Here is a 21,306-nt window from a genome sequence, read left to right as displayed (position 1 = left end):
CCATGGTCAGCCTTGCCCGCCCCCTACTCATCGGCGCCCTGCTATTGGCCTCCGCCGCCTCCTGGGCTGCCCAGGACGCGTGCCCGCCCCTCCTCGATCATCGCTTTCCACGGCTTCAGGACGATGTGCCCCAATCCCTGTGCCAGTACCGGGGGAAGGTCGTGCTGGTGGTCAATACCGCGAGCTACTGCGGTTTCACGGGCCAGTACGACGGGCTGGAAAAGATGCATGCCAAATATCGGGAGCAGGGCCTCGTGGTGGTGGGCTTCCCGTCCAACGACTTCGGCAGTCAGGAGCCCGGCAGCAACAAGGAGATCGCCGACTTCTGCCGCCTGACCTACGGCGTCAAGTTCCCGATGTTTGCGAAGACCGACGTGGTCGGGGCGACCGCCAATCCCCTTTATCGCCAGCTCGCGTCCCTCACCGGAGAGCGGCCGAAGTGGAATTTCCATAAATACCTGATTGATCGCAGCGGCCAGAAGGTGTCGAGCTTCCCCAGCACCACCTCACCGGACAGCCGCACCCTCGTGAATGCCATTGAAAAGGCCCTCGCCGAGCGGCCTTGATAGCCATCCTTCCCCCGGCCCCCGACAGGAGACTGCCCCGTGAATGCCCCTGAAAAGCTGCACCTTCCCGATGTACAGGCCAGTGAGGACTTGCGCCAGCTCGCCATCCAGCGAGTCGGCGTGCGTGGCCTGCGTTATCCCCTGCGCTTTCTGGATCGGGATGGGCAGGTCCAGCACACCGTCGCCACGCTGGAGATGACCGTGTTCCTGCCGCCCGAGGTCAAGGGCACCCACATGTCGCGCTTCGTCGAGGTGCTCGAGGCTGATCGCGCGGCCCTGGATCTGGAGGGCCTGCGCGGCATGATCTGCGAAACCCTGATCCACCTGGGGGCGACGGCCGGCCGGATGGAGGTGTGCTTCCCCTTCTTCATGCGCAAACGTGCACCGGTCAGCGGGGTTGAAAGTCTGCTGGATCTGGACGCTACCGTGACGGTCGAGAAGGCCTTCGGTCGCGATGCGGCGTTGAGCATCAAGGTGGTGGTGCCGGTGACCAGCCTGTGCCCCTGCTCCAAGAAGATCTCCGACTACGGCGCCCACAACCAGCGCTCCCACCTGACCCTGAGCGTGCTGCTGCGGGAGGACATGAGCCTGGAGGAACTGGTACGCATCGCCGAGGAGGAGGCCTCCTGCGAGATCTTCGGCCTGCTCAAGCGCCCGGACGAAAAGTGGGTGACCGAACGTGCCTACGACAACCCCAAGTTCGTCGAAGACCTGGTGCGCGACGTGGCCCTGCGCCTGCGCGCCGAGCCGCGCATTGCGGCCTGGACGGTGGAATCGGAGAACTTCGAGTCGATCCACAACCACTCGGCCTACGCCCTCATGGAAGGCCGCAACGATTGAGCGCGTGTGAATAGCGCTACTGCGCGGCCCGATCTCGCCCCTGCGATGCGCGCCGTACGCCCGGCACGGCTGCGCTTCTCGGGACGAACTCGAACTGCTTGCTACGTTTTTTCACATGCGCTGAGCGCCAGAGTCATAGTTAGGAGTAGCCAATGGATCGTGGTCCGCTAGACAAGTTCGCTCCCCGTCCCCGGGAGGGTAGGCGCATTGCCGTGATCGGCGCCGGCATCGCCGGCCTGGCGAGTGCCTGGCTGCTCAGCCGCGAACACGAGGTGGTGCTGTACGAAGGAGGAGATTACCTGGGGGGGCACACCCACACGGTGGACATCGAGGTGGATGGGCAGTGCTTTCCGGTGGATACCGGTTTCCTGGTCTTCAACCGACGCACCTACCCCAACTTGTGTGCCCTTTTTGCCCTCCTCGGCGTCGATACCGTGGAAAGCGAGATGTCCTTCGGCGTGAGCCTTGCGTCGAACGACCTTGAGTGGGCGGGCAGCGATCTGGCCAGCCTCTTTGCCCAGCGCCGCAATCTCCTGCGGCCGGCGTTCTGGCAGATGCTCCAGGACATTGGGCGCTTCAATCGGGAAACCACCCGCATGGCCCGGGAAGGCACGACCCCCGACATGGCCCTCGGTGACTACCTGTTGATTAATGGCTATGGCCACGCTTTCCGCGACTGGTACCTGATCCCCATGGCTGCCGCCATCTGGAGCTGCCCGACCCGCAGCATGCTGGCCTATCCGCTGGCCACCTTTGTGCGTTTCTGCCACAACCACGGCCTGCTGCAGGTCTTCGACCGCCCGCGTTGGTACACCGTGAGAAACGGTGCGCGCAGCTACGTGGACAAGCTGGCAAGCGGTATCGGCGAAGTGCGGGTCGCCACCCCCGTCCTGGAGGTGCGTCGTGAGGCGGGCTTCGGCGTGGCCGTGCGTACCCGCCGCGATGTCGAGCGTTTCGACGAGGTGGTGTTTGCCTGCCACTCCGACCAGACCCTGGCCCTGCTCGGCGCCGACGCCAGCGAGCTCGAGCGCGCAGTGCTGGGGGCCGTCAAGTACCAGCACAACGATGCCTGGCTGCACACCGACACGCGCCTGCTACCCCGCCGACGCGGTGTGTGGTCCGCCTGGAACTACCTGTCCGGCGAGGGGGCCCCCGGTGAGCGGCCGGTGTCCGTGTCCTACCTTCTCAACCGGCTGCAGCCGCTGCCCGTGTCCACCCCGGTGGTGTTGTCCCTCAATCCCCTCGTCGAGCCAGAGGCCGATACCGTGCTCGGGCGCTATGGGTATGCTCACCCGGTCTTTGACCAGGGCGCCATTGACGCCCAGGCCCGCCTGCCGGCCCTGCAGGGGCAAGGCCATAGCTGGTTTGCCGGTGCCTGGACAGGCTACGGCTTCCATGAGGACGGGCTCAAGTCGGCCCTCGCCGTGGCGGCGGCCCTGGGGGTGGCGGCACCCTGGCAGGGGAGCGGTCAGTTCAGCGAGGTGGTGGCCTGATGGCGGCCGAGGCTTTCGCGCCGAAGGTGTGCATGGGCGCGGTGATGCACGAGCGCACCCGCCCGGTGCACAACCGCTTCACCTATCCCCTGGCCACCCTGCGCATTCCCCTCAGCCGCCTGGAGGGCCTGCGTGTGCCGCTGCTGGGTGTGGATCGCCCGGGCGTGTTCTCCCTGCGCAGCCGCGACCACGGGGCCCGCAACGGCTCACCCCTGCTGCCCTGGATCCGCGACCTGCTGGACCGCCAGGGGCTGGTCGAAGCCGACGGCGAGGTGGTGCTGCAGACCATGCCGCGCATGTTCGGCTTCCTGTTCAACCCGGTGAGCTTCTGGTTCTGCCACGACCGACAGGGCGGCCTGCGCGCCGTGCTGGCCGAAGTCAGCAACACCTTCGGCGAGCATCACAACTATCTGGTGGCCCACCCGGACCACCGCCCCATTACGGCCGGTGACGAGCTGAAGGCCTGCAAGGTCTTTCATGTGTCGCCCTTCTTTCCGGTGCGGGGTGAGTACCGCTTCCGCTTCTCCCGCCAGGGTGGGGTGGTGAGCACCGCCATTGACTACTGGGAAGGCGGCCACTGCCAGCTCGCCACCCGCCTATCGGGCCGGGAGCAGCCCCTCACCGGCCGCGTCCTGCTTGGCTGGCTGGGGCGACTGCCGCTGATGAGCTTCGGCGTGGTGGCCCGTATCCATTGGCAAGCCTTGCGGCTCGCCCTCCGTCGCGTTCCCTTCTTCTGCAAACCCCATCCGCCCACCGAGGAGCTTTCGTCATGAACCGGCTGGAACACCCCTTTGTCGGCGCCGTTGCCGACCAGGCTGCGCACCTGCGCCGCGGCACCCGCCTCGTGCTGGGGCTTCTTGACAGCATCGGCGGCGGCGCCATCGATGTGCAGATCGGCACCGGCCTGACCCGGCGGGTCGGGCGCGGCCCCTGCGTGGCCCACATGAGTGTGGCCGACGAAGCGGTCTTTGACGAGATTCTGGCCAAGGGAGATATCGGGTTTGCCGAGGCCTGGATGGCCGGCGACTGGCAGACCGCCGACCTGCCGGCCCTGCTGACGCTGCTGGCCCGCAACCGGGAGACCTTGCAGCGCGCCATCCACGGCAAGGCCTGGCGCCTGATCGGCCATCGCCTGACCCACCTGCTGCGGGCCAACACCCGGGCAGGTTCCCTTCGCAACATCCAGGCCCACTACGACCTGGGCAACGATTTCTACCGCCTGTGGCTGGACCCGGGGATGAGCTATTCCAGTGCCCTGAGCCTGGCGCCGGGAGAGTCGCTGGAGCGTGCCCAGCGCCGCAAGTACCACAATGTGCTTGAGCAGCTGGATGTGCGGCCCGGCCAGCTAATCCTGGAAATCGGTTGTGGTTGGGGCGGCTTTGCAGAGATCGCGGTCAAGGAGTACGGCTGCCGGGTGCTTGGCCTGACCCTGTCGCGGGAGCAGCTGGGCTGGGCCCGGGCCCGGGCGGAGCAGGGGGGCTGGGCCGACGGTGCCGATTTTGAGCTGTGCGATTACCGGGATGTCCGCGGTAGCTACGATCACATCGTCTCCATCGAAATGATGGAGGCGGTCGGTGAGCGCTTCTGGCCGGGTTATTTCGCCCAGATCCGCGATCGTCTCAAGCCCGGTGGCCGCGCCGTGGTGCAGACCATCACCATTGCCGATGCCCTGTTTGCCGGATATCGCAAGGGTACGGATTTCATTCAGCGCTACGTCTTTCCGGGCGGCATGCTGCCCAGCCCGGCGGTGTTCGGCCGGCACGTCCGCAAGGCCGGGCTCGTCGTGCGAGGGGATCTGGCCTTTGGACAGGACTACGCCGAGACCCTGGTGCGCTGGCGCGAAGGCTTCGAGGCCGCCTTGCCGGAGGTGCGTGCGCTCGGCTACGACGAGCGTTTCGTGCGCCTGTGGCGTTTCTACCTGGCCTACTGCGAAGCCGGTTTCCGGGCGGGCACCGTGGATGTGCATCAGTTCCAGCTAAGCCATGCGCGGTCTGGCTAAGGTCCTGGTGGCCGTCGCCCTGGCCCTGGCGGCGCCGGTGGCGGCGAGCCTGCCCGAGCCGGTGAAGGCCCTGGCACCGGGCTGGCGCACCCTCGGCAGCGGCGAGGCTCGCTTCCTGGGCTTGCGCCTCTATGAAGCGGCCCTGTGGGTCGGCGCCCAAGGCTATCGGGAGGACGCCCCATTCGCCCTCGTGCTGACCTATACCCGGGGGTTCTCGCGGGAGACCCTGGTGAGCACCAGTCTTGATGAGATGCGGCGCCTCGGCGGCGGCGACGATGCCCGCCTCGGCCGCTGGAAGGCGGAGCTGGAGCGGGTATTTCCGGATGTGGCGGCGGGTGAGACCCTCGTCGGGGTGCATCTGCCGGGCCGTGGCGCGGCCTTCTACCACCAGGGCCGGCTGGCGGGCGAGGTGGCCGATCCGGCCTTTGCCCGCGCCTTCTTCGCCATCTGGCTGGACAGCCGCACCCGGGTTCCCGCCCTGCGCAGCCGCTTGCTCGGGCAGGCCTCGTGATGCCGGCCGGCGAGCGACATGTAGCCTTTTTTGGCCTGCGATATGGTCTGCTCGGCCTGCCCCTTGCCTTTGCCGCACTGCCCATCTACGTGCATGTGCCCAAACTGTACGCTGACCAGGCCGGGCTGAGCCTCGCCCTGGTGGGGGCCATCCTGCTCCTGACCCGCATCGTCGACGCGGTGAGCGACCCCCTGATCGGCTGGGCCTCCGACCGCTTCCTGAGTCGCCGACGGCTCATCGCCCTGGCCCTGCCCCTGCTGGCCCTGGGGGTGGGCGGCCTGCTGGCGCCGCCCCCCGGGGCGGGCGGTCTGTGGCTGGCGAGCTTGCTGGTGGTGGTGACCTTCGGCTACTCGGTGGCCACCATCAACCACGGGGCCTGGGGCGCCGAGCTGGGCGAGAGCAGCGACATGCGCACCCGCCTGGTGGCCTCGCGGGAGGGCTTCGGACTTGTTGGCGTGTTGCTGGCGGCTGCCCTGCCGGGCGTGCTGGCCGCCACCATGGAGGCCGGGCTGGCGCGGACGGGGCTGGTCTTCGTGACGATCCTGGGGCTGGTGGCCCTGGTCAGCCTGCCGGGCATGCCCGCCGGCCGACGCCCCGTGGCGCGGCATGAGAACCCGTGGGCGGCCCTGCGCGGCGTCCTCGCCGACCGGCCCTTTGCCGCCTTGCTGGGGGTCTTCGCCCTCAATGGCATCGCGGCGGCGGTGCCGGCGTCCACAGTGCTGTTCTTCGTGGCCGATGTGGTCCGGCGGGAGGACCTGTCGGGCTTGTTCCTGGCCCTCTACTTTCTGGCTGGCGCCGCGGGCCTGCCCGTGTGGGTGCGTCTGGCCCGGCGGGTGGGCAAGGCACGGGCCTGGCTGGCCGGCATGGGGCTGGCCGTGGCGGTGTTTGCCTGGGCCGCATTCATCGGCCCCGGCGACATCCTGGCCTTCGGTGCCCTGTGTGCTTTGTCGGGCTTGGCCCTGGGCGCCGATCTGGCCCTGCCGCCGGCCCTGCTCGCCGATCAGCTGGCGCGCCGCGAGGAGGCGCGCGCTGGCGCCTGTTTCGGCTGGTGGGCCTTCGTCACCAAGGCCAATCTTGCCCTCGCGGCCGGGCTGGCCCTGCCGCTGCTGGGCTTTCTCGGCTACGCGCCGGGGGCACGGGATGCGGACGCCATGGCGGCCCTGTCGGCCGTGTATGCGGTGGTGCCCCTGGTACTCAAACTGATGGCGGCTGCCGCCCTGTGGCGGTGGCGCCGGATCATGGAAGGGGAATTGCAATGAGCAAACTGGCTATCCTGATGGCGGGCTTCGTGGGGCTTGGCGGCTGTGCGTCGGTGGAGGTGGCCGACTACGCCACCGAGAAGCCCGAGCTTGACCTGACCCGCTATTTCAACGGCACCCTCGACGCCGACGGTATCTTCCAGGATCGTTCCGGCAAGGTGGTAAAGCGATTCCACGTGGTCATCGATGCCCGCTGGACGGGCAACACCGGCACCCTGGACGAGCGTTTCACCTACTCGGACGGCAGCACCCAGCGCCGGGTGTGGACCCTCACCCGGCTGGACGCCCACCGCTACTCCGGCAAGGCCGATGACGTGGTCGGTGAGGCAAGCGGCGAAGCCCGCGGCAATGCACTACGCTGGAAGTATGTGATGGCCTTGCCGGTGGATGGCAAGGTTTACAACGTGGACTTCGACGACTGGATGTTCCTGATGGATGACCGGGTGATGCTCAACCGTTCGGTGATGAGCAAGTTCGGCTTCCACCTGGGCGAAGTGACCCTGAGTTTCCGCAAGCGCGACTAGACATGGGGATGGGCTGGTTTGACCCGCTGAACACGCCGATCACCGACTGGCAGGGCCGGCGGGTGTGGATCGTCGGTGCCTCCTCGGGCATCGGCGCTGCGCTGGCTGCTGAGCTGGACGCCCGCGGCGCGCGGCTGGCCCTGTCGGCGCGCAGTGCCAAAGGCCTGCAGCAGGTGGCCGGCGGGCTGCGCGATGCCTTGGTGCTGCCCCTGGATGTGACCGATGCGGGGGCCTTCACCCCGGCCATGCTGCAGTTGCTGGACGCCTGGGGCGGTGTGGATCTGGTCATCCTCAACGCAGGCACCTATCTGCCCCTGCGGGCCTGGGAGCTGACCGCCGAGAACGCCCGCCATACGGTGCACACCAACCTCCTCGGGGTGATGGACGGTGTGGCCGCGGCCTTGCCGCAACTGCTTCTCCAGGGGCACGGGGCGCTGGCCATCGTCGGCAGTGTGGCCGGCTACCGGGGTTTGCCCAAGGCCCTGGCCTACGGGCCGAGCAAGGCGGCGCTGATCAACTTTGCCGAAACCCTGTACCTCGACCTGGCCCCCAAGGGCGTGTCGGTGTTCCTGATCAATCCCGGTTTTGTCGCCACGCCCCTCACTGCCCAGAACGATTTCGAGATGCCGGCGCTGATCACCGCTGCGGATGCGGCGGCGCGCATCGTCAGGGGCTTTGCCAGTGGCGCCTTCGAGATCCATTTTCCCCGCCGCTTCACCGGCGCCCTGAAGCTGCTCGGCATCCTGCCCGACCGGCTCTACTTCCGCCTGATCGCCCGGAGCACCGGCCTGTGAACGACACGCATCAAGCCGTGGCGCGGGTGGTCGAGTTCTACGAAACCCTGTCTCCCGCCAGCCTGGCCCGCATCGCCGAGGTGTATGCCGCCGATGCCCGCTTCAAGGATCCCTTCAATGAAGTGTGTGGCGTGCCGGCCATCGAGAAGGTGTTCCGGCATATGTACGAGCAGGTGCAGGCACCCTGCTTCCGGGTGACCCACCGCATGGCGGAGGGCGACGAAGCCTGGCTGGCCTGGGAGTTCCAGTTCCGCTTCCGGGGCTGGAAGGAGGCCGAGCTGCAATGCATCCGCGGTGCCACCCACCTGCGTTTTGCCGCCGACGGTCGGGTCATGGCTCACCGGGACTACTGGGATAGCGGTGAGGAGCTGTTCTCCCGCCTGCCGCTGGTGGGCACCGCACTGAACTGGCTGCGGCGGCGCATGTCGGCAGCCTGACGGCCCGGACATTCCGCCGGTACGGCAGTGACATTGTGAATGATTGCGTCCTGATGCCAGTCTGCCATGATGTTTTACCTTGCTCTTTTTTGCGGACTCTAGAATTCAGTCACGATTCCCTGCGCGACGAACCGTCCGCATGTCCGTGGATCGATGGGAGCATCAGGATGACTTTGCAGACACACGGTGATTTTTCCTTTCAGCCTTATGCAGTCCCCCGCCGCGACAACGACGGGAAGTGGGACGGCTGGTACGACCTATTCGGCAAGAACGGCCGTTCTCTCCGCAGCTTCGTCCGGGTGCCTTCGCGGGAAGGTTTCGACGACCCGAAGCAGGCCTGCGAGGCGGCGGAGATCCTGGCCGAGTGGGATATCGAGGCGGCCTACCTCATGAAGCGGCCAGCCGCCGTCCGTTAGGGCGCCGGTCTCCCCGGGTTTTCCCGCTCCTCCACGCGTAGCCGCAGGGCCGCCGCCAGCGCGGCCAGCAAGCGGTTTTCCAGGGTGCGCAGGCAACGCAGCCGGGCCACCAGCAGATCTCCCAGGTCTTCATCGGCAGGCCGTCCGGCCGCCACCCGCAGTCTGGCGCCCCGCGGGGACGTCAGGCCGATCCAGCCATCCTCCTCAAGCACATGGCAGCAGCCCGCCTCAATCTGCAGGCGCGCGCGCTGCATCCGCTCCCCCAGCCAGCGGGGCGGCTCCTCCAGCAGCACAAGGCCTTCTTCCACCAGAACAAGGGTGCCGGCCCTGACCGGACGCAGGTGCTGCTGCTGCGCCGCGAGGTATAGGGTTTCATCGGGCTTGGGGAGAATCGGGTCCATGGCGGGCTCCGGTAGTGGGAATGGCTGCAGCTTACGAATTCCCCCCATGGACCGGCAGGCACAGGTCCGGCCTTTCTGTATCGGTTCAACACGGAATTCCGCGTCCTGTTATTGTGCGCTTTGCCCCCATCTGTATCTGTGGCTTCCGCACGCCTTCGGGGATCATCGCGCCATGGACATCGAGACCACCACCGACACCTTGCTCTACGCCCGCATGGCCGCCCATTACCGGCGGGCCATCCAGTCCGGCGTGCTGCCCCCCGGCCAGCGCATGCCCTCCCTGCGCAGCCTGGTCCGCCAGCATGGGGTCAGCCTGTCCACGGTGCTGCAGGCCTGTCGAACCCTGGAGGATGAGGGGCTGCTGGAGGCGCGGGCGCGTTCCGGCTACTTCGTGCAACGCCCACGACGCGCCCATCTGCAGCCGGTCAGCGAGCCCGACCCCCGGGCCGCAGCCCTGGTGCCCGATCCGGCGGCCTTTGCCGGCATCCACGACCGGGTTTCCGACTTTGTCACCAAGTGCGAACGCTACCCGGTGCGCACCAACCTGGCCCTGGCCTTCGGTGCCCCCGAGGCCTATCCCCAGGAGGCCCTGAAGAATGCCGCCCTGCGCGCCCTGCGCCGGCACCCGGAGGTGCTGGTGACCCCGGTGCCGCCCCTGGGCGATCCGGGCTTCCGGGCCGCGCTGGCGCGGCGCGCCCTGGTGGCCGGGATGAGCCTGACCGCCGATGAGATCCTGGTGACCCACGGATGCACCGAGGCCATCAACCTCGCATTGCGTGCGGTGAGCCGGCCCGGTGACATGATTGCAGTTGAGTCACCGACCTATTTCGGCCTTCTCCAGGTCATCGAGAGCCTCGGCCTGCGCGCCCTGGAGATTCCCACCAGCCCCAGCCGCGGCCTGTCGGTGGAGGCCCTGGAGCTGGCCTTCCAGTCCCACGGCCGGATCGCGGGGGTCGTGGTGGTGCCGAATTTTCAGAACCCCCTCGGTTGCGTCATGCCCGACGAGGAGAAGGCCCGCTTGGTGGCCTTGTGCGAGACCCATGGCGTGGCACTGATCGAGGACGACATCTACGGTGCCCTGAGCGACGACGACCCGCCTCTCCGTGTCTGCAAGGCCTGGGATCGTCGCGGCAACGTGATCCACTGCGGCTCCTTCCACAAGACCCTGGCCCCGGGCATGCGGATCGGCTGGGTCACCGGGGGCCGCTGGCAGGACCGCATCCGCATGCTCAAGCACGCCCAGAGCCGACCCAACGATGCCTTGGCCCAGATGGCCATCGGCGAGTTCATGGCCGGTCACGCCTTCGACCGGCATCTGGTGCGCCTGCGTCGTCAGCTCAAGGCGCAGCGCGAACGCACGGCCGAGACGATTGCCGCCCGCTTTCCGGCGGGCACCCGCCTCAGCATGCCCTCCGGCGGCATGCTGCTGTGGGTGGAGATGCCTGAAGGGTGCTCATCCCGGCGGGTGTTCGAGGCGGCCTTGCACGAAGGCATCCGGGTTGCGCCGGGCTTGCTCTTCTCCAATTCCGAGCGCTTCGATCGCTTCCTGCGGATAAGCTGCGGCTACCCCTATTCCCCGCGGATCGAGGCGGCGCTGACCCGACTTGGTGAAATCGTCGCCACCGTGTGAGGTTGCGGGGAACGAAGACCGGCACAGATGATCCATCCTTGCATGTCGCTACCGGAGCTGCTGCCATGCCTGCCCTGTTCCTGCGCAAGACCGGCCCGCTGATCGTCTCTGCCATCCTCATGGCGCTGCCCGCTGCGGCACACCCCTGGGATCTGAGCGGTACCCGGGCCATTACGCTGGAAGGCCGCGACGGCACGACGGTGCCCATCGGCACCGTCAGCTTTCATCCGCAGGGGGCGCGCACCGCCTTCGTGCTGCATCTGGATCACGACCGCTTCAAGGATTTCTTCCTGTCCATGCGGGAGTTCAAGTGCCTTGAGGGGCCCGAAGTGCTGTGCCATGTGCCTTACCCGCACCGCAATCCGGCCACGGTGACCCGGGATGACCTGGGCTGGCTCGAGCACTCGCTGCTCTTCCTGTACAAGTCGCCGGCCGAGTTCGGGGCGCGTCTCTGGAACGGGGTGTATTACCGCATGCGCGTCACGGCCGATGGCATTGTCGGCACCGCCCAGGCCGTGGATCTGAACCAGATCGGCGCGCCGCCCGAAGTGGACACGCGGCCTCCCTATGGCGCCGCCGATACCACCGACATCGATCCCGCCAGCCGCTGGCTGGGCACCCTGAAAATTCGTTGATGGTGTGCGAGGGTTGAATAGACCTAATTTCCTCCGTTTGACGTGTCGTCTGACGGTCGATACGGTCTCTCCTGTAGGGGCGACTTCAGTCGCCCATCCGCACGTCGATCACCAACATGCCCTTGATCGAAGTCCGCGGGCGACTGAAGTCGCCCCTACAGTCCCTCCAGCCGCCGTCTGAGCCTCCCATTAACCCCTTCAGCTTCACCCCTCGGGTGATACGGCCAGTGGAGGGAAAACCCGCGTCAGCAATGGGTTTGCGTCTGGTTCAGGGAGGACAACAGAGGAAAATAGGATAAATCCACTGCGCGGCCCGATTTCGCCCCTGCATGCTCACCGTACCCTTGTACGGCTGCGCTTCTCGGGGCAAACTCGAACCGTTCGCAACGATTTCTTCACACCCTCTGAGAGAGTCCCTTGATCTTCCCGTGATGTGACAAAATGTCTCCTCGTGTTTGGGGCCGCTCAGGCCGAATCCGGGGATTTCAGCCATGGGCTTGCGACTCAAATTCAATCTGGTCTTGCTGGCGGTCTTTCTCGCCGGCTTTGGTGTGGCCGGTTACATTTCCCACGAACTGCTCCACCGTCATGCCCGCGAGCAGGTGCTGGGTGAGGCCCGGCTGGTGATGGAGGCGGCCATGGCCGTGCGGGGTTATACCGTGGCCCAGGTCCGCCCCCACCTCAACCCCCTGATGGAAAAGCAGTTCCTGCCCCAGACGGTGCCGGCCTACGCGGCCACTGAAACCCTCGCCCAGCTACGCAAGAAGTACCCCAACTACGACTACAAGGAAGCCACCCTCAACCCAACCAACCCCCGCGACCGGGCCGCTGACTGGGAGGCCGATCTGATCAACAGCTTCCGCAACCGCCCCGACAGCCGGGAGATCACCGGCCAGCGGGACACCCCCACCGGTCCGACCCTCTACATCGCCCACCCCATCCGCATCGAGACCGCCTCCTGCCTGCCCTGCCACAGCACGCCGGATGTGGCGCCGGCAAGCATGATCAAGGTCTATGGCACGGCCAACGGCTTCGGCTGGAAGCTCAACGAGGTGGTGGGGGCCCAGGTGGTGTCGGTGCCCATGTCGGTTCCCCTCGAGAACGCGGGCCAGACCTTCCGTACCTTCATGGCCTCCCTGGCGGCGGTCTTCGCGGCGGTCTTCGTGGTCCTCAACCTGATGCTGTCGTGGCTGATCATCCAGCCGGTGTCGCGCATGTCGGCGGCGGCGGACAAAATCAGCACCGGCGACTTCGACCAGCCCGAGTTTCCCGAGAACGGTCGCGACGAAGTGGCGGTTCTCGCCAGTTCCTTCAACCGCATGCGCCGCAGTCTCGAAAAGGCCATGCAGATGATCGATTCCTGAGCCGCGCGGCCTGATGAGCGACACCACCTGCGTTTCGCGTGACGGCCAGGACGATCACCTCGCCCTGCAGCGGGGCTATGTCCTCAACGAGTACCGCATTGAGAGTGTGCTCGGTGGCGGGGGCTTCGGCATCACTTATCTGGCCCACGACACCCACCTGGATTGCCGGGTGGCGATCAAGGAATACGTCCCCAAGGATCTCGCCCTGCGGGAAGCGGATTGCTCCGTGCGTGCCCGTTCGGCCAAGGCCACCAAGGGGTTCGAATGGGGCCTCAAGCGCTTCCTGCTGGAAAGTCGCGCCCTGGCCAGCTTTCATCACCCCGGCATCGTCCGTGTGCTGCGCTACTTCCAGGCCAACGAAACCGCCTACATGGTGATGGAGTACGAGACCGGGGAGCCCCTGCACCAATGGTTGATCGGGCGCCTGCCCCTGGATCGCCCGACCCTGCTCAACATCGTGCGGCCCCTGTTGGACGGGCTCGAGGCCATCCACCGGGCCGGTTTCCTGCACCGGGACATCAAGCCGGGCAACATTTACATGCGCGCCGACGGCACTCCGGTGCTGCTGGATTTCGGCTCCGCGCGCCGTCTCGAGAACGAGGACGGCCAGGAACAGGCCCTCACGGCGGTGGTCACGCCCGGGTTTGCCCCGGCGGAGCAGTACCACCGCCACGGCAAGCAGGGGCCCTGGACGGATCTGTACGCCTTGGCAGGGGTCATGTACTGGATGGTCACCGGCAAGCTGCCGGTGGAAGCCTTTGCCCGCCTGCGCGAAGACAACATGCCCCCGGCGGCGGGCATCGGCAATGTGGATGCCTTCGGCCTCGGCCTGCTCAACGCCATCGACTGGGCCCTCAACCCGGATGAAGACAAGCGCCCCCGTCAGGTGGCGGACTTCCGACGGGCCTGCCTGGCACCCCCCACCGGCGGCGAGGGGCCGGTCGATCCGCCCGTCGAGGCACCGCTGCCCATGGGCCTGTCGGCCTCCGAGGCCAGGACTTTCATCGGCGCGGTGCTGTTTGCGGATGTGGTGTCGCCCGCCGATGATCCGGCCATCCAGTCCGAAAGGCGCACGCGGCTGGTGCGCATGCTCAGTCAGGCCATCGCACCCGTGCCGCCCACCAGCCGTCTGGCCGTCAATACGAAGGAGGGGTGCGCCGTGTGCTACGTGGGCGACCCCGAGGATGCCCTGCGCACCGCGGTGCAGCTGGGCGATACGGCGGCCAGTGAAGGGCTTGGGGTGCATATGGGGATCAACCTGGGGCCGGTGCGGGTGGCGCCCGACCCCAACGGCCGTTCCCGCATTCTTGGCGATGGCATCACCACTGCCTTCCGGGTGATGCGCTTCTCGGAGCCCGGCCAGGTGCTGGTGGCGCGGGCCTACTACGAAGTCATCCAGCACCTCAAGCGCAATGCCGGCGAGTGCTTTCGCCACCTGGGCCTGCGCCGTGATCCCCTCGCGCGGGATCATGATCTCTATTTGTGGAACGGCGAGCACCTGGCGGCCTGCGGTGCGGCGGGGGAGCCCTCCCTCAGTCGCCCGGCCAGCGGGGCCGACATCACGCCGGCGGCCATCGACAGCGCCGAGCGAATCCTGGCCCAGCATATCGGCCCCATGGCCCGCATCCTCGTGCGCCGCACGGTGCCCCGTGCCGGCAGCCTGCGAGAGCTCTTGCAGAGCCTTGCCGATCTGATCCCCGATCCGGCCCCCCGCTCGGCATTCCTGTCCAGCGCCCTTGCCGGTTCCGGTCTGTCCGGCGCCTCGTCCTCTTTACGCAGCGTTGCGAACCCGAGCACCAGTGCTACGTCGGCAGCGGCTGCGAGCGTCATCGCCAGCGCCGACCTGGAGCGTATCGAAAAGCTCTTCGCCCGGCACATGGGCCCCATGGCAAAGGTGCTGGTGCGGCGCGAGTCGCGTACCGCCAACAGCCTCGATACCCTGTGCCGGGCGCTGGCCAGCCACCTGGACAAGGATGCCGAACGGCAGCGTTTTCTGAATGACGCCGGGCTGTGAGCCCGGCGAGCACCTTCAGCGGAGGGGCATTACGTGAACGGGAATTCTGGAATGGAAATGCGGCCCTTGCGTCTGACCCCGGGGCAGGATCTCCGCCGCGCGCTGGAGTGCCTTGTCTTTGCCGAGGGCTTTTCGGCAGCCTTCGTGGTGGCCGGCATCGGCAGCCTCGACAAGGCCCATCTGCGCCGGGCCGGCGCCGACGATGCGGACATGCTGACGGGAAAGATCGAGCTGCTGAGCCTGTCGGGGAGCATTGCCGCCAACGGATCCCACCTGCACGCCGCCCTGGCCACGGCCACGGGTGAGGTGCTGGGGGGGCATCTGGCCTACGGATGCACCATCCGCACCACGGCGGAAATCCTGCTGGGGCTGCTGCCTGACTGGAGCTTCATGCGCGAGCCGGATCTGGGCACCGGCTACGCGGAGCTGAGCGTGCGCCCCCGCCAGCCGGGCGGCTGACGAAGGCCTTCAGCGGGTATTCAGGCCACCTTGGCCTTGCAGGCCTTGGCGCACTCGGTGCAGCTCTCCATGCATTCCTTGCAGGCCTTGTGCTTGTCGGCGTGCTTCTTGCACTCGGCCTCACAGGCCTTGCATACATCCACGCACAGGGCGGCCAGCTTGGGGGCGAACTTTGATTCGGCGCCGGCCAGGGTGATGAGGGCGCGGCACGAAGCCAGCATCTCGCGCACGCTGGTGGCACAGGCCGCCATGGTCTTGTCGCCTTCCCCCATCAGCATGATGCAGTGGGTCAGGCACACCTCACCTTTTTCGACGCAGATGCCGGCGGTGTCGAGCACCGCCTGCCAGGGGTGGGGGCCCGCGTGATGGTGGCTGTGGTCGGCCGCGGCGGAGGCGGCGCCGGCGGCAAGCAGGGCGCCGGTGGCGAAGAGGGCGTCACGACGGTTCATGGTGGAATCTCCGGGAAAGGGCTACTTGGTGGATGAGCCGGTGATATTGTCGAGTCGCCGGGCCTCATCTTCAGAGATGTACTCGAAAACGCGCACCACTTTCTGTACCCCATTGGTGGTACGCGCCACTTCGGTGGCGGCGTTGCCCTCCTTTTCGGTCACGAGACCCATCAGGAAGACCGTGCCCGCTTCCGTTGTCACCTTGACCTGTTGGATGCGGAAATCCTTCTGGTCCACGAAACGGGCCTTCACCTTGGAGCTGATGTAGCTGTCGTTGCCGCGGGCCGAGAGGGTGCTGGTGGGGGCGATGCGAAGGTCGTTGACCACCTCTTTCACGTTCTCGACGGCAGCGGCAATGCGCCCGGCCTCTTCACGGCTGGCCTCGTTGAAGGCTTCGCCGGTGAGCAGCAGCTTGCGGTTGAAGGAGGTGGTGTTGACGTGCACCTTGTCGCCGAGGCGCTCGTTGATGCGATTGCTGGCTTTCCATTCGATGCCTTCGTCTTCCACGTAGGTGCCCGAGCTGCGCCGGTCGGTGGCCATGGCCACGGCGGCGCCGGTGCCACCAACGATCACGGGGATGCAGCCCTGGGCTGCGGTCAGGGTGCCGATGGCGAGGGCCGTCCAGGCGAGAGTCTTGCGGATGGGGTTCATTCTTCGATTCCGAGAAAGAGACAGTCGATGCCGTCGCACAGGCAATGCAGGGTGATCAGATGGACTTCCTGGATGCGGGCCGTGCGATCGGAGGGAACGCAGAGATGGATGTCGTCGGGGCCGAGGAGTTCCGCCATGGCGCCACCGCCCTTGCCGGTCAGGGCCACCACGCGCATCTCGCGCTCGTGGGCGGCATGGATGGCCTCGATCACGTTGGGGGAGTTGCCGCTGGTGGAGATGGCCAGCAGCACGTCACCGGGCTGGCCCAGGGCACGCACCTGCTTGGAGAAGATCTGGGTGAAGTCGTAGTCGTTGGCGATGGAGGTGAGGGTGGAGCTGTCGGTGGTCAGGGCGATGCCGGCCAGGGGCGGGCGCTCCATCTCGAAGCGGTTGAGCAGCTCGGCGGCAAAGTGCTGGGCGTCGGCGGCGGAACCGCCGTTGCCGCAGGCCAGGATCTTGCCATTGGCCATCAGGCTGTGGGTCATGGCCTCGATGGCGGCGGCGATCGGTTCGGCCATGAACTCCAGGGACGCCAGCTTGGTCTGGGCGCTGTCGGTGAACTGCTGGGCAATGCGGGCGACGAGATCCATCACGAACTCCGGGGAAAGTGCCCGCGATTCTAGCATTGCGTCCGCAGTGCCCGTCGGGTGCGAGAGATCCGCTTACAAACCCACCAGCACGTCCACCCGCAGGCGTTTCCAGGGGTTGGGGTGTGCCACCAGGCGGCCGATGCGGCCGCTCACCGGCGCGCCCTGGTCCATGGCCTCGGCCACATCCCGGTTTTCGGCGCGGGGCAGGTAGCCGAGCTTGGTGCCGCGCCACTCGACGCGCACGGCCTTGGCGTCGTGGGGATTGTCGGGCTCGCGGATCAGGGCCAGGCGGTCGCCCTCGCGCATCTCGTCCCACAGGATCTTGCCGCCGTAGTACTGGAAGCCGGCCAGCGGAGAACTTTGCACCAGAATGCGGACCTGCTGGGCGCCGGCGGGCAGGCAGAAGAGGAGGGCGATGGCAGCCAGCCTACTCCGCATCGAAGGCACCCCGCAGCCAGTCGATGCGGGCCGGGTCCAGGTCGTCGAGCAGAATGGCATCGAAGCGGCAGGGCGCATTGGCGTGGGCGCGGCCGGCACCCGCCAGCCAGGTGCGGGCGGCCAGGATCACACGCCGCTGCTTGGCGGGGGTGATGCTGGCCGCAGCGCCGCCAAAGCGGCCATTGCTGCGCAGGCGCACTTCGATGAAGACGATGCACCCGCGTTCGTTGGCGATCAGGTCCACTTCACCACCTCGGCAGCGCAGGTTGCGGGCCAGGATCACCAGGCCCCGGCTTTCCAGGTGTGCTGCGGCCAGGGCTTCCGCCGACGCCCCACGCCGCAGGTGTTCGGCTTGCGTCGGCGTGCCCCCGCCCCCACAATCGGGCTCCCCCGCCTTTCCGCACCACGCCTGCCATGCTTTCTGCACCGTCCGACGCATCTTCGGCTTCCCCACTCTCCAAGACATCGTCATTGTATGTGGTGGCCACGCCCCTGGGAAACCTGCAGGACATGAGCCTGCGCGCCCTGGCCGTGCTGCGGGCGGTGGACGCGGTGGCCTGCGAGGACACCCGCCACAGCCAACGCCTTCTTGATGCCTTCGGCATCAAGACGCGCCTGGTGGCCCTGCACGAACACAATGAACAGGCCGCCGCCGGGCTGGTGATCCGCATGCTGGAGGAGGGCAAGCAGGTGGCCCTGATCACCGATGCCGGCACCCCGGCCGTGTCCGACCCCGGCGCCCGCGCCGTGGCCCGGGTCCAGGACGCCGGCTTCCCGGTGGTGCCGGTGCCCGGCGCCAGCGCGGTGATCACCGCCCTGTCAGCCTCCGGGTTGGCCGACGGGCATTTCCACTTCCATGGTTTCCTGCCCACCAAGAGCGCCGCCCGCCGCGCCAGCCTGGAAAGCCTGCGCAGCGTGCCCGGCACCCTGGTGTTCTACGAGGCACCCCACCGCATCGCCGAAACCCTCGACGATCTGGCGGCCGTCTTCGAGCCGGCGCGGGAACTGGTCGTGGCCCGCGAGCTGACCAAGATGTTCGAGCAGATCGTGCGCATGCCCATCACCGAAGGCCCCGCCTGGCTCGCCGCCGACGCCAACCGGGCGCGGGGGGAGTTCGTGCTGCTGGTGTCGGCCGCGCCGGTGGCTGAAGGCCTTTCGCCCGAGGCGGAGCGGGTACTCGGCCTGCTGCTGGCCGAGCTACCGGTGAAGCAGGCCGCCAAGCTGGCGGCGGCGATTACGGGGGCGTCGAAGAATGCGCTGTATGAGAGGGCGCTGGCGATGAAGGACGAGGGGTGAGGCTTGGTTTTAGGGTTCAGGATCAGTGCATAGACAAGGGTTGAAGTTGCCCTGGCTGGCCGTGGCACAGGTCGCCCACAGGCCTGATCGCGAAATAGCAGGACGTAGGTCAGACCTGCCCGATTGACTGCCGTGTTGAACCAGAAAACCCAAGTTAGCCCCGTCGTCTGACAGATCGCGCCGCATCACCTGTAGGGGCGACTTCAGTCGCCCCAACGGTCCCTCTTGCGCCACCTTTATATGTAGTACGACCACATCCCGAGCACGCGAACAACGCGCTCTTCGACAAATACTTCGTAGACCAGCCCGTGATGAAAATTGATCCGCCGGGAGCGTACACCCACGAGATCACCAACGAGCCTCTCACAAGGCGGAGGGTTCTGAAATGGATCGTCTGACAGAACGGCGAACAGATCCTGGGCCTTTGACTTCAATCCCGCTGCCACCAAGGGGTTCAGCCATGCCTTCCTTGATGGACTCGCGCATGCCGGGAACCGACAAGAGGTACAGCGTTTCCTGGATGGACTGCCAATCCTCTGCTGACACCAGGACCGCGCTTGTGCGCTTGCCCGCGATGTGGATCGGCTGATGGGACTCCGCAGCCTGGTCGATGAGGCGATACAAGTTGGCCCGTGCTTCGCTTGCGGTGAGGGTGGTCATGGTTGCTCTCCAGTGAGAGTCGGTGTGGTACGTATTTGCGTACGTGGTATCAATCGATACTTGAGTGGCCTTTTGTGTAGGTCTGCGTGGAGATTGTGGGGACGGGGGCTTTCAATGTCGTGCCCTCGGATTTCCGCAGATGAAATCCGAGCGTGTCAAAAACAAGGGCGACAAGGGCGACAAGGGCGGCCTGCCGAGCTTGCTTGCAGGAAGGGTTTCAGTCAGTGGCATAGTTTCAGCGGTTGCTGAAGTGCTTACGGCCAGTGAAACGTGCTGCGCGTTTCAATTGGCGTGGTAATACTGTGGTCTGTCCCGAATGGCTCTATTGAGGAGCACGGCTGGATCGAAGGCGGGGGCACCCCCCGAATCGTTGCGAAAGCGCGAACGCAGGGCGGAGAGATCGAGTTCCTTATCGACCAGATGGCACAGGGCGAACTCGAAGGAGACGGGCAGAACCTGGCGCTGGAAATCCACCGAAATCATCTTCAAACCGTAATCGGGGGTCTTGAAGCGGGGCGTCGGGGAATTCCGGAGGTGGGATGTCCAATTGTACCGAAGGCATTCGGCGGTCGTTGGGAGAAGGGCTTTTCTACAGCCTCAACGTTTTAGATGAGAGGACGTGCCCCGGCTCGCCGGGGCACGTCCTCTCAATCGAAGAGTTGGGCGTCATTGTGCGGGCCCCTCCGGCCCTGCTATTGCCTTCTCGAACTGACCTCCCGGATTGAACTTCAAGCCCAGTTGGCCCACCCAGACATATCCTTCCTTTTCGTACGGTTCGGTATGATCGTTTGGGATGCGAGCAGCAGAGACGATTTCGTTTCGTGTGACACCTGCTTTGACAACAATGGGCAGAATGGCGAGTGTTTGCGATAGCGCCTCAGAGGTAGCCTCTTGAGAAGCACGAGCGTAGGTTTGGGTTATGCCGGAATCGAACATTCGATAGGCCCACCAAAGGTTTGACACGACAAGAGTGAGCACGAGAGCCGCGATGGCGATTGTTGCCTTGGTCACGTTGATGGACCTCTCCCTGTGTTGTGCAGCCTCATTTGTCTTGCGTCCGCTTAGGGTTGTTGAAACCGCCTGGACTTTCATCTTCTATGGTGGCGACGATTCCGTTGAGAAATAGCGCTCCCGCTCCAATGGCAACTCCGAACCAGAAGCTCAACCCCGCAAAGTAGTCCAGCGCAGCGCCAACAAAGGCTGAGACGCTTGCGAAGGCGAGAAGTGAGGGCCAGTAAGAGAGCTTCTTCATGATGCCCAAAGTTGAAAATCACCGGACGTAGGCAAGCGCAGCTTGCCGAAGGCCCGATGGATTGTGATGTTGGGCAGCATATGTGACGACGAAGAGGAGTTACGCATGCTATGCAGCCTGTCCTCTGGAAATATGGCTCCGAACACCAGCCTCGGAATTGAATGGTGCTTGAGCCTCGAAGTGAAGAATCTCATACAGAACCTCAGCCAACGAACCATGATGTTCCGCCGCAGCCGGTACAAGGGTGTAGACGCCGTTGGCGACGGTGAGTAGACCGCGCATGTTTGGCACAGAGAATAGAGGTTCCAGCGGACTTCCTGAGTCGTCCCAGAAGAGCCAGATAGCAGCCTCAACATCTAAGCCTTCGCAGTGAGCTATGGCTTCCGCTTCAGTCGGAAATTTGTAGAGCGAGCGCTCCTCAGTTTCAGCAACGAAGATCATGATGCCCAACGTTCCGGTTCAGCGGCGGGCCGCGTAGCGGACCGTCCGCTGGAACCGGTTGTTGGACGAAGCCGCTCCGCGGAGAATCCCCTCTCCGCCACCGCACGATCTACTGTGTGATCTCACGCCCTCGCTCATGAGGGGTGATTCTGCACAACATCGTGAGGATAGGCCAGCATGAACACAG

At 66.0% G+C, this 21,306-nt stretch carries 29 protein-coding genes; 17 read left to right on the top strand and 12 right to left on the bottom strand.

Annotated elements, in window-relative coordinates; translation table 11 throughout:
• Positions 1-2 precede the first annotated feature (2 nt).
• From J0L98_RS14000 to J0L98_RS13950, 11 genes are all read left to right on the top strand, one after another.
• The gene (locus J0L98_RS14000) at positions 3-566 is read left to right on the top strand and encodes a glutathione peroxidase (protein WP_296412387.1); all 564 of its coding nucleotides are present in this window, start codon (positions 3-5) and stop codon (positions 564-566) included.
• A gap of 39 nt (positions 567-605) precedes the next feature.
• A complete protein-coding gene (gene folE2, locus J0L98_RS13995; RefSeq protein ID WP_296412386.1) occupies positions 606-1,406 on the top strand; it encodes a GTP cyclohydrolase FolE2 in 801 nt (266 codons plus the stop codon).
• 152 nt (positions 1,407-1,558) lie between these two features.
• Entirely contained in the window at positions 1,559-2,899 is a 1,341-nt protein-coding gene (locus J0L98_RS13990; RefSeq protein WP_296412385.1) for an FAD-dependent oxidoreductase, read from the top strand.
• A complete protein-coding gene (locus tag J0L98_RS13985) occupies positions 2,899-3,672 on the top strand; it encodes a DUF1365 domain-containing protein (protein ID WP_296412384.1) in 774 nt (257 codons plus the stop codon). The genes J0L98_RS13990 and J0L98_RS13985 overlap by 1 nt, the downstream gene beginning before the upstream one ends.
• Entirely contained in the window at positions 3,669-4,898 is a 1,230-nt protein-coding gene (locus J0L98_RS13980) for a cyclopropane-fatty-acyl-phospholipid synthase family protein (protein WP_296412383.1), read from the top strand. Before J0L98_RS13985 ends, J0L98_RS13980 begins: the two co-directional genes overlap by 4 nt.
• The gene (locus J0L98_RS13975; RefSeq protein ID WP_296412382.1) at positions 4,882-5,409 is read left to right on the top strand and encodes a chalcone isomerase family protein; all 528 of its coding nucleotides are present in this window, start codon (positions 4,882-4,884) and stop codon (positions 5,407-5,409) included. The genes J0L98_RS13980 and J0L98_RS13975 overlap by 17 nt, the downstream gene beginning before the upstream one ends.
• The gene (locus J0L98_RS13970; RefSeq protein WP_296412381.1) at positions 5,409-6,668 is read left to right on the top strand and encodes an MFS transporter; all 1,260 of its coding nucleotides are present in this window, start codon (positions 5,409-5,411) and stop codon (positions 6,666-6,668) included. Before J0L98_RS13975 ends, J0L98_RS13970 begins: the two co-directional genes overlap by 1 nt.
• Complete coding sequence (locus tag J0L98_RS13965) at positions 6,665-7,192, top strand: DUF3833 domain-containing protein (protein WP_296412380.1); 528 nt, start codon at positions 6,665-6,667, stop codon at positions 7,190-7,192. Before J0L98_RS13970 ends, J0L98_RS13965 begins: the two co-directional genes overlap by 4 nt.
• A gap of 8 nt (positions 7,193-7,200) precedes the next feature.
• Positions 7,201-7,986 (top strand): SDR family NAD(P)-dependent oxidoreductase, encoded by a 786-nt coding sequence (locus tag J0L98_RS13960; RefSeq protein ID WP_296412379.1) that lies wholly within the window; start codon positions 7,201-7,203, stop codon positions 7,984-7,986.
• A complete protein-coding gene (locus tag J0L98_RS13955; RefSeq protein WP_296412378.1) occupies positions 7,983-8,423 on the top strand; it encodes a nuclear transport factor 2 family protein in 441 nt (146 codons plus the stop codon). The genes J0L98_RS13960 and J0L98_RS13955 overlap by 4 nt, the downstream gene beginning before the upstream one ends.
• Positions 8,424-8,590: 167 nt before the next feature.
• The gene (locus J0L98_RS13950) at positions 8,591-8,839 is read left to right on the top strand and encodes a hypothetical protein (protein ID WP_296412377.1); all 249 of its coding nucleotides are present in this window, start codon (positions 8,591-8,593) and stop codon (positions 8,837-8,839) included.
• On the opposite strand, the gene J0L98_RS13945 is transcribed toward J0L98_RS13950, so the two are convergent.
• Positions 8,836-9,240 (bottom strand): hypothetical protein, encoded by a 405-nt coding sequence (locus tag J0L98_RS13945; protein ID WP_296412376.1) that lies wholly within the window; start codon positions 9,238-9,240, stop codon positions 8,836-8,838. The two genes, J0L98_RS13950 and J0L98_RS13945, sit on opposite strands and share 4 nt — an antisense overlap.
• 172 nt (positions 9,241-9,412) lie before the next feature.
• On the opposite strand from J0L98_RS13945, the gene J0L98_RS13940 reads away from it, so the two are divergent.
• The 5 genes from J0L98_RS13940 to J0L98_RS13920 all read left to right on the top strand — a co-directional run bounded on the left by J0L98_RS13940 (position 9,413) and on the right by J0L98_RS13920 (position 15,342).
• Positions 9,413-10,870, top strand: coding sequence for a PLP-dependent aminotransferase family protein (locus tag J0L98_RS13940; RefSeq protein WP_296412375.1), 1,458 nt, complete (start codon positions 9,413-9,415; stop codon positions 10,868-10,870).
• 65 nt (positions 10,871-10,935) lie between these two features.
• Positions 10,936-11,505, top strand: coding sequence for a hypothetical protein (locus J0L98_RS13935; RefSeq protein WP_296412374.1), 570 nt, complete (start codon positions 10,936-10,938; stop codon positions 11,503-11,505).
• 491 nt (positions 11,506-11,996) lie between these two features.
• Positions 11,997-12,869 carry a DUF3365 domain-containing protein gene (locus J0L98_RS13930; protein ID WP_296412373.1) on the top strand — a complete coding sequence of 291 codons (873 nt, stop codon included), beginning with the start codon at positions 11,997-11,999 and terminating at the stop codon, positions 12,867-12,869.
• Between the two features lie 13 nt (positions 12,870-12,882).
• The gene (locus J0L98_RS13925; protein ID WP_296412372.1) at positions 12,883-14,883 is read left to right on the top strand and encodes a protein kinase; all 2,001 of its coding nucleotides are present in this window, start codon (positions 12,883-12,885) and stop codon (positions 14,881-14,883) included.
• A gap of 51 nt (positions 14,884-14,934) precedes the next feature.
• Positions 14,935-15,342, top strand: coding sequence for a PPC domain-containing DNA-binding protein (locus J0L98_RS13920; RefSeq protein WP_296412371.1), 408 nt, complete (start codon positions 14,935-14,937; stop codon positions 15,340-15,342).
• Positions 15,343-15,362: 20 nt separating this feature from the next.
• Here J0L98_RS13920 and J0L98_RS13915 read toward each other — a convergent pair whose 3' ends face one another.
• The 5 genes from J0L98_RS13915 to J0L98_RS13895 all read right to left on the bottom strand — a co-directional run bounded on the left by J0L98_RS13915 (position 15,363) and on the right by J0L98_RS13895 (position 17,909).
• On the bottom strand, positions 15,363-15,791 hold the full coding sequence (locus tag J0L98_RS13915) for a four-helix bundle copper-binding protein (protein ID WP_296412370.1): 429 nt from the start codon (positions 15,789-15,791) through the stop codon (positions 15,363-15,365).
• A 21-nt stretch (positions 15,792-15,812) separates the two neighbouring features.
• Complete coding sequence (locus tag J0L98_RS13910) at positions 15,813-16,442, bottom strand: BON domain-containing protein (protein WP_296412369.1); 630 nt, start codon at positions 16,440-16,442, stop codon at positions 15,813-15,815.
• Complete coding sequence (locus J0L98_RS13905; protein ID WP_296412368.1) at positions 16,439-17,032, bottom strand: phosphoheptose isomerase; 594 nt, start codon at positions 17,030-17,032, stop codon at positions 16,439-16,441. Before J0L98_RS13905 ends, J0L98_RS13910 begins: the two co-directional genes overlap by 4 nt.
• A gap of 72 nt (positions 17,033-17,104) precedes the next feature.
• Positions 17,105-17,470 (bottom strand): HIRAN domain-containing protein, encoded by a 366-nt coding sequence (locus tag J0L98_RS13900; protein ID WP_296412367.1) that lies wholly within the window; start codon positions 17,468-17,470, stop codon positions 17,105-17,107.
• Complete coding sequence (locus J0L98_RS13895) at positions 17,460-17,909, bottom strand: YraN family protein (RefSeq protein WP_296412366.1); 450 nt, start codon at positions 17,907-17,909, stop codon at positions 17,460-17,462. The genes J0L98_RS13900 and J0L98_RS13895 overlap by 11 nt, the downstream gene beginning before the upstream one ends.
• Between J0L98_RS13895 and rsmI the strand changes: the two genes are divergently transcribed.
• Positions 17,885-18,766, top strand: a complete 882-nt coding sequence (rsmI, locus tag J0L98_RS13890) for a 16S rRNA (cytidine(1402)-2'-O)-methyltransferase (protein WP_365954794.1) — start codon at positions 17,885-17,887, stop codon at positions 18,764-18,766. The genes J0L98_RS13895 and rsmI overlap by 25 nt on opposite strands.
• 236 nt (positions 18,767-19,002) lie before the next feature.
• Here the strand turns inward: rsmI and J0L98_RS13885 are convergent, their stop codons facing one another.
• From J0L98_RS13885 to J0L98_RS13860, 6 genes are all read right to left on the bottom strand, one after another.
• Entirely contained in the window at positions 19,003-19,212 is a 210-nt protein-coding gene (locus tag J0L98_RS13885; RefSeq protein WP_296412365.1) for a Txe/YoeB family addiction module toxin, read from the bottom strand.
• Positions 19,130-19,426 (bottom strand): type II toxin-antitoxin system Phd/YefM family antitoxin, encoded by a 297-nt coding sequence (locus J0L98_RS13880; RefSeq protein WP_296412364.1) that lies wholly within the window; start codon positions 19,424-19,426, stop codon positions 19,130-19,132. The genes J0L98_RS13885 and J0L98_RS13880 overlap by 83 nt, the downstream gene beginning before the upstream one ends.
• Before the next feature lie 282 nt (positions 19,427-19,708).
• Entirely contained in the window at positions 19,709-19,915 is a 207-nt protein-coding gene (locus tag J0L98_RS13875; RefSeq protein ID WP_296412363.1) for a hypothetical protein, read from the bottom strand.
• Between the two features lie 177 nt (positions 19,916-20,092).
• The gene (locus tag J0L98_RS13870) at positions 20,093-20,437 is read right to left on the bottom strand and encodes a hypothetical protein (protein WP_296412362.1); all 345 of its coding nucleotides are present in this window, start codon (positions 20,435-20,437) and stop codon (positions 20,093-20,095) included.
• A gap of 31 nt (positions 20,438-20,468) precedes the next feature.
• Positions 20,469-20,678, bottom strand: a complete 210-nt coding sequence (locus tag J0L98_RS13865) for a hypothetical protein (RefSeq protein ID WP_296412361.1) — start codon at positions 20,676-20,678, stop codon at positions 20,469-20,471.
• A 108-nt stretch (positions 20,679-20,786) separates the two neighbouring features.
• Positions 20,787-21,119 carry a hypothetical protein gene (locus tag J0L98_RS13860; protein ID WP_296412360.1) on the bottom strand — a complete coding sequence of 111 codons (333 nt, stop codon included), beginning with the start codon at positions 21,117-21,119 and terminating at the stop codon, positions 20,787-20,789.
• Positions 21,120-21,306: the final 187 nt, after the last annotated feature.

Source organism: Zoogloea sp., from assembly GCF_017302315.1.
GTDB lineage: Bacteria > Pseudomonadota > Gammaproteobacteria > Burkholderiales > Rhodocyclaceae > Zoogloea.
This window is presented reverse-complemented; position numbering and strand designations above follow the sequence as displayed.

Excerpts from the sequence above, each read along its gene's own strand:
- J0L98_RS14000 (WP_296412387.1), top strand. The coding sequence starts at position 3 with ATGGTCAGCCTTGCCCGCCCCCTACTCATCGGCGCCCTGCTATTGGCC.
- J0L98_RS13990 (WP_296412385.1), top strand. The coding sequence starts at position 1,559 with ATGGATCGTGGTCCGCTAGACAAGTTCGCTCCCCGTCCCCGGGAGGGT.
- J0L98_RS13985 (WP_296412384.1), top strand. The coding sequence starts at position 2,899 with ATGGCGGCCGAGGCTTTCGCGCCGAAGGTGTGCATGGGCGCGGTGATG.
- J0L98_RS13980 (WP_296412383.1), top strand. The coding sequence starts at position 3,669 with ATGAACCGGCTGGAACACCCCTTTGTCGGCGCCGTTGCCGACCAGGCT.
- J0L98_RS13975 (WP_296412382.1), top strand. The coding sequence starts at position 4,882 with ATGCGCGGTCTGGCTAAGGTCCTGGTGGCCGTCGCCCTGGCCCTGGCG.
- J0L98_RS13970 (WP_296412381.1), top strand. The coding sequence starts at position 5,409 with ATGCCGGCCGGCGAGCGACATGTAGCCTTTTTTGGCCTGCGATATGGT.
- J0L98_RS13965 (WP_296412380.1), top strand. The coding sequence starts at position 6,665 with ATGAGCAAACTGGCTATCCTGATGGCGGGCTTCGTGGGGCTTGGCGGC.
- J0L98_RS13960 (WP_296412379.1), top strand. The coding sequence starts at position 7,201 with ATGGGCTGGTTTGACCCGCTGAACACGCCGATCACCGACTGGCAGGGC.
- J0L98_RS13950 (WP_296412377.1), top strand. The coding sequence starts at position 8,591 with ATGACTTTGCAGACACACGGTGATTTTTCCTTTCAGCCTTATGCAGTC.
- J0L98_RS13945 (WP_296412376.1), bottom strand. The coding sequence starts at position 9,240 with ATGGACCCGATTCTCCCCAAGCCCGATGAAACCCTATACCTCGCGGCG.
- J0L98_RS13940 (WP_296412375.1), top strand. The coding sequence starts at position 9,413 with ATGGACATCGAGACCACCACCGACACCTTGCTCTACGCCCGCATGGCC.
- J0L98_RS13935 (WP_296412374.1), top strand. The coding sequence starts at position 10,936 with ATGCCTGCCCTGTTCCTGCGCAAGACCGGCCCGCTGATCGTCTCTGCC.
- J0L98_RS13930 (WP_296412373.1), top strand. The coding sequence starts at position 11,997 with ATGGGCTTGCGACTCAAATTCAATCTGGTCTTGCTGGCGGTCTTTCTC.
- J0L98_RS13925 (WP_296412372.1), top strand. The coding sequence starts at position 12,883 with ATGAGCGACACCACCTGCGTTTCGCGTGACGGCCAGGACGATCACCTC.
- J0L98_RS13920 (WP_296412371.1), top strand. The coding sequence starts at position 14,935 with ATGGAAATGCGGCCCTTGCGTCTGACCCCGGGGCAGGATCTCCGCCGC.
- J0L98_RS13915 (WP_296412370.1), bottom strand. The coding sequence starts at position 15,791 with ATGAACCGTCGTGACGCCCTCTTCGCCACCGGCGCCCTGCTTGCCGCC.
- J0L98_RS13910 (WP_296412369.1), bottom strand. The coding sequence starts at position 16,442 with ATGAACCCCATCCGCAAGACTCTCGCCTGGACGGCCCTCGCCATCGGC.
- J0L98_RS13905 (WP_296412368.1), bottom strand. The coding sequence starts at position 17,032 with ATGGATCTCGTCGCCCGCATTGCCCAGCAGTTCACCGACAGCGCCCAG.
- J0L98_RS13900 (WP_296412367.1), bottom strand. The coding sequence starts at position 17,470 with ATGCGGAGTAGGCTGGCTGCCATCGCCCTCCTCTTCTGCCTGCCCGCC.
- rsmI (WP_365954794.1), top strand. The coding sequence starts at position 17,885 with ATGCTTTCTGCACCGTCCGACGCATCTTCGGCTTCCCCACTCTCCAAG.
- J0L98_RS13895 (WP_296412366.1), bottom strand. The coding sequence starts at position 17,909 with ATGCGTCGGACGGTGCAGAAAGCATGGCAGGCGTGGTGCGGAAAGGCG.
- J0L98_RS13880 (WP_296412364.1), bottom strand. The coding sequence starts at position 19,426 with ATGACCACCCTCACCGCAAGCGAAGCACGGGCCAACTTGTATCGCCTC.
- J0L98_RS13865 (WP_296412361.1), bottom strand. The coding sequence starts at position 20,678 with ATGAAGAAGCTCTCTTACTGGCCCTCACTTCTCGCCTTCGCAAGCGTC.
- J0L98_RS13860 (WP_296412360.1), bottom strand. The coding sequence starts at position 21,119 with ATGATCTTCGTTGCTGAAACTGAGGAGCGCTCGCTCTACAAATTTCCG.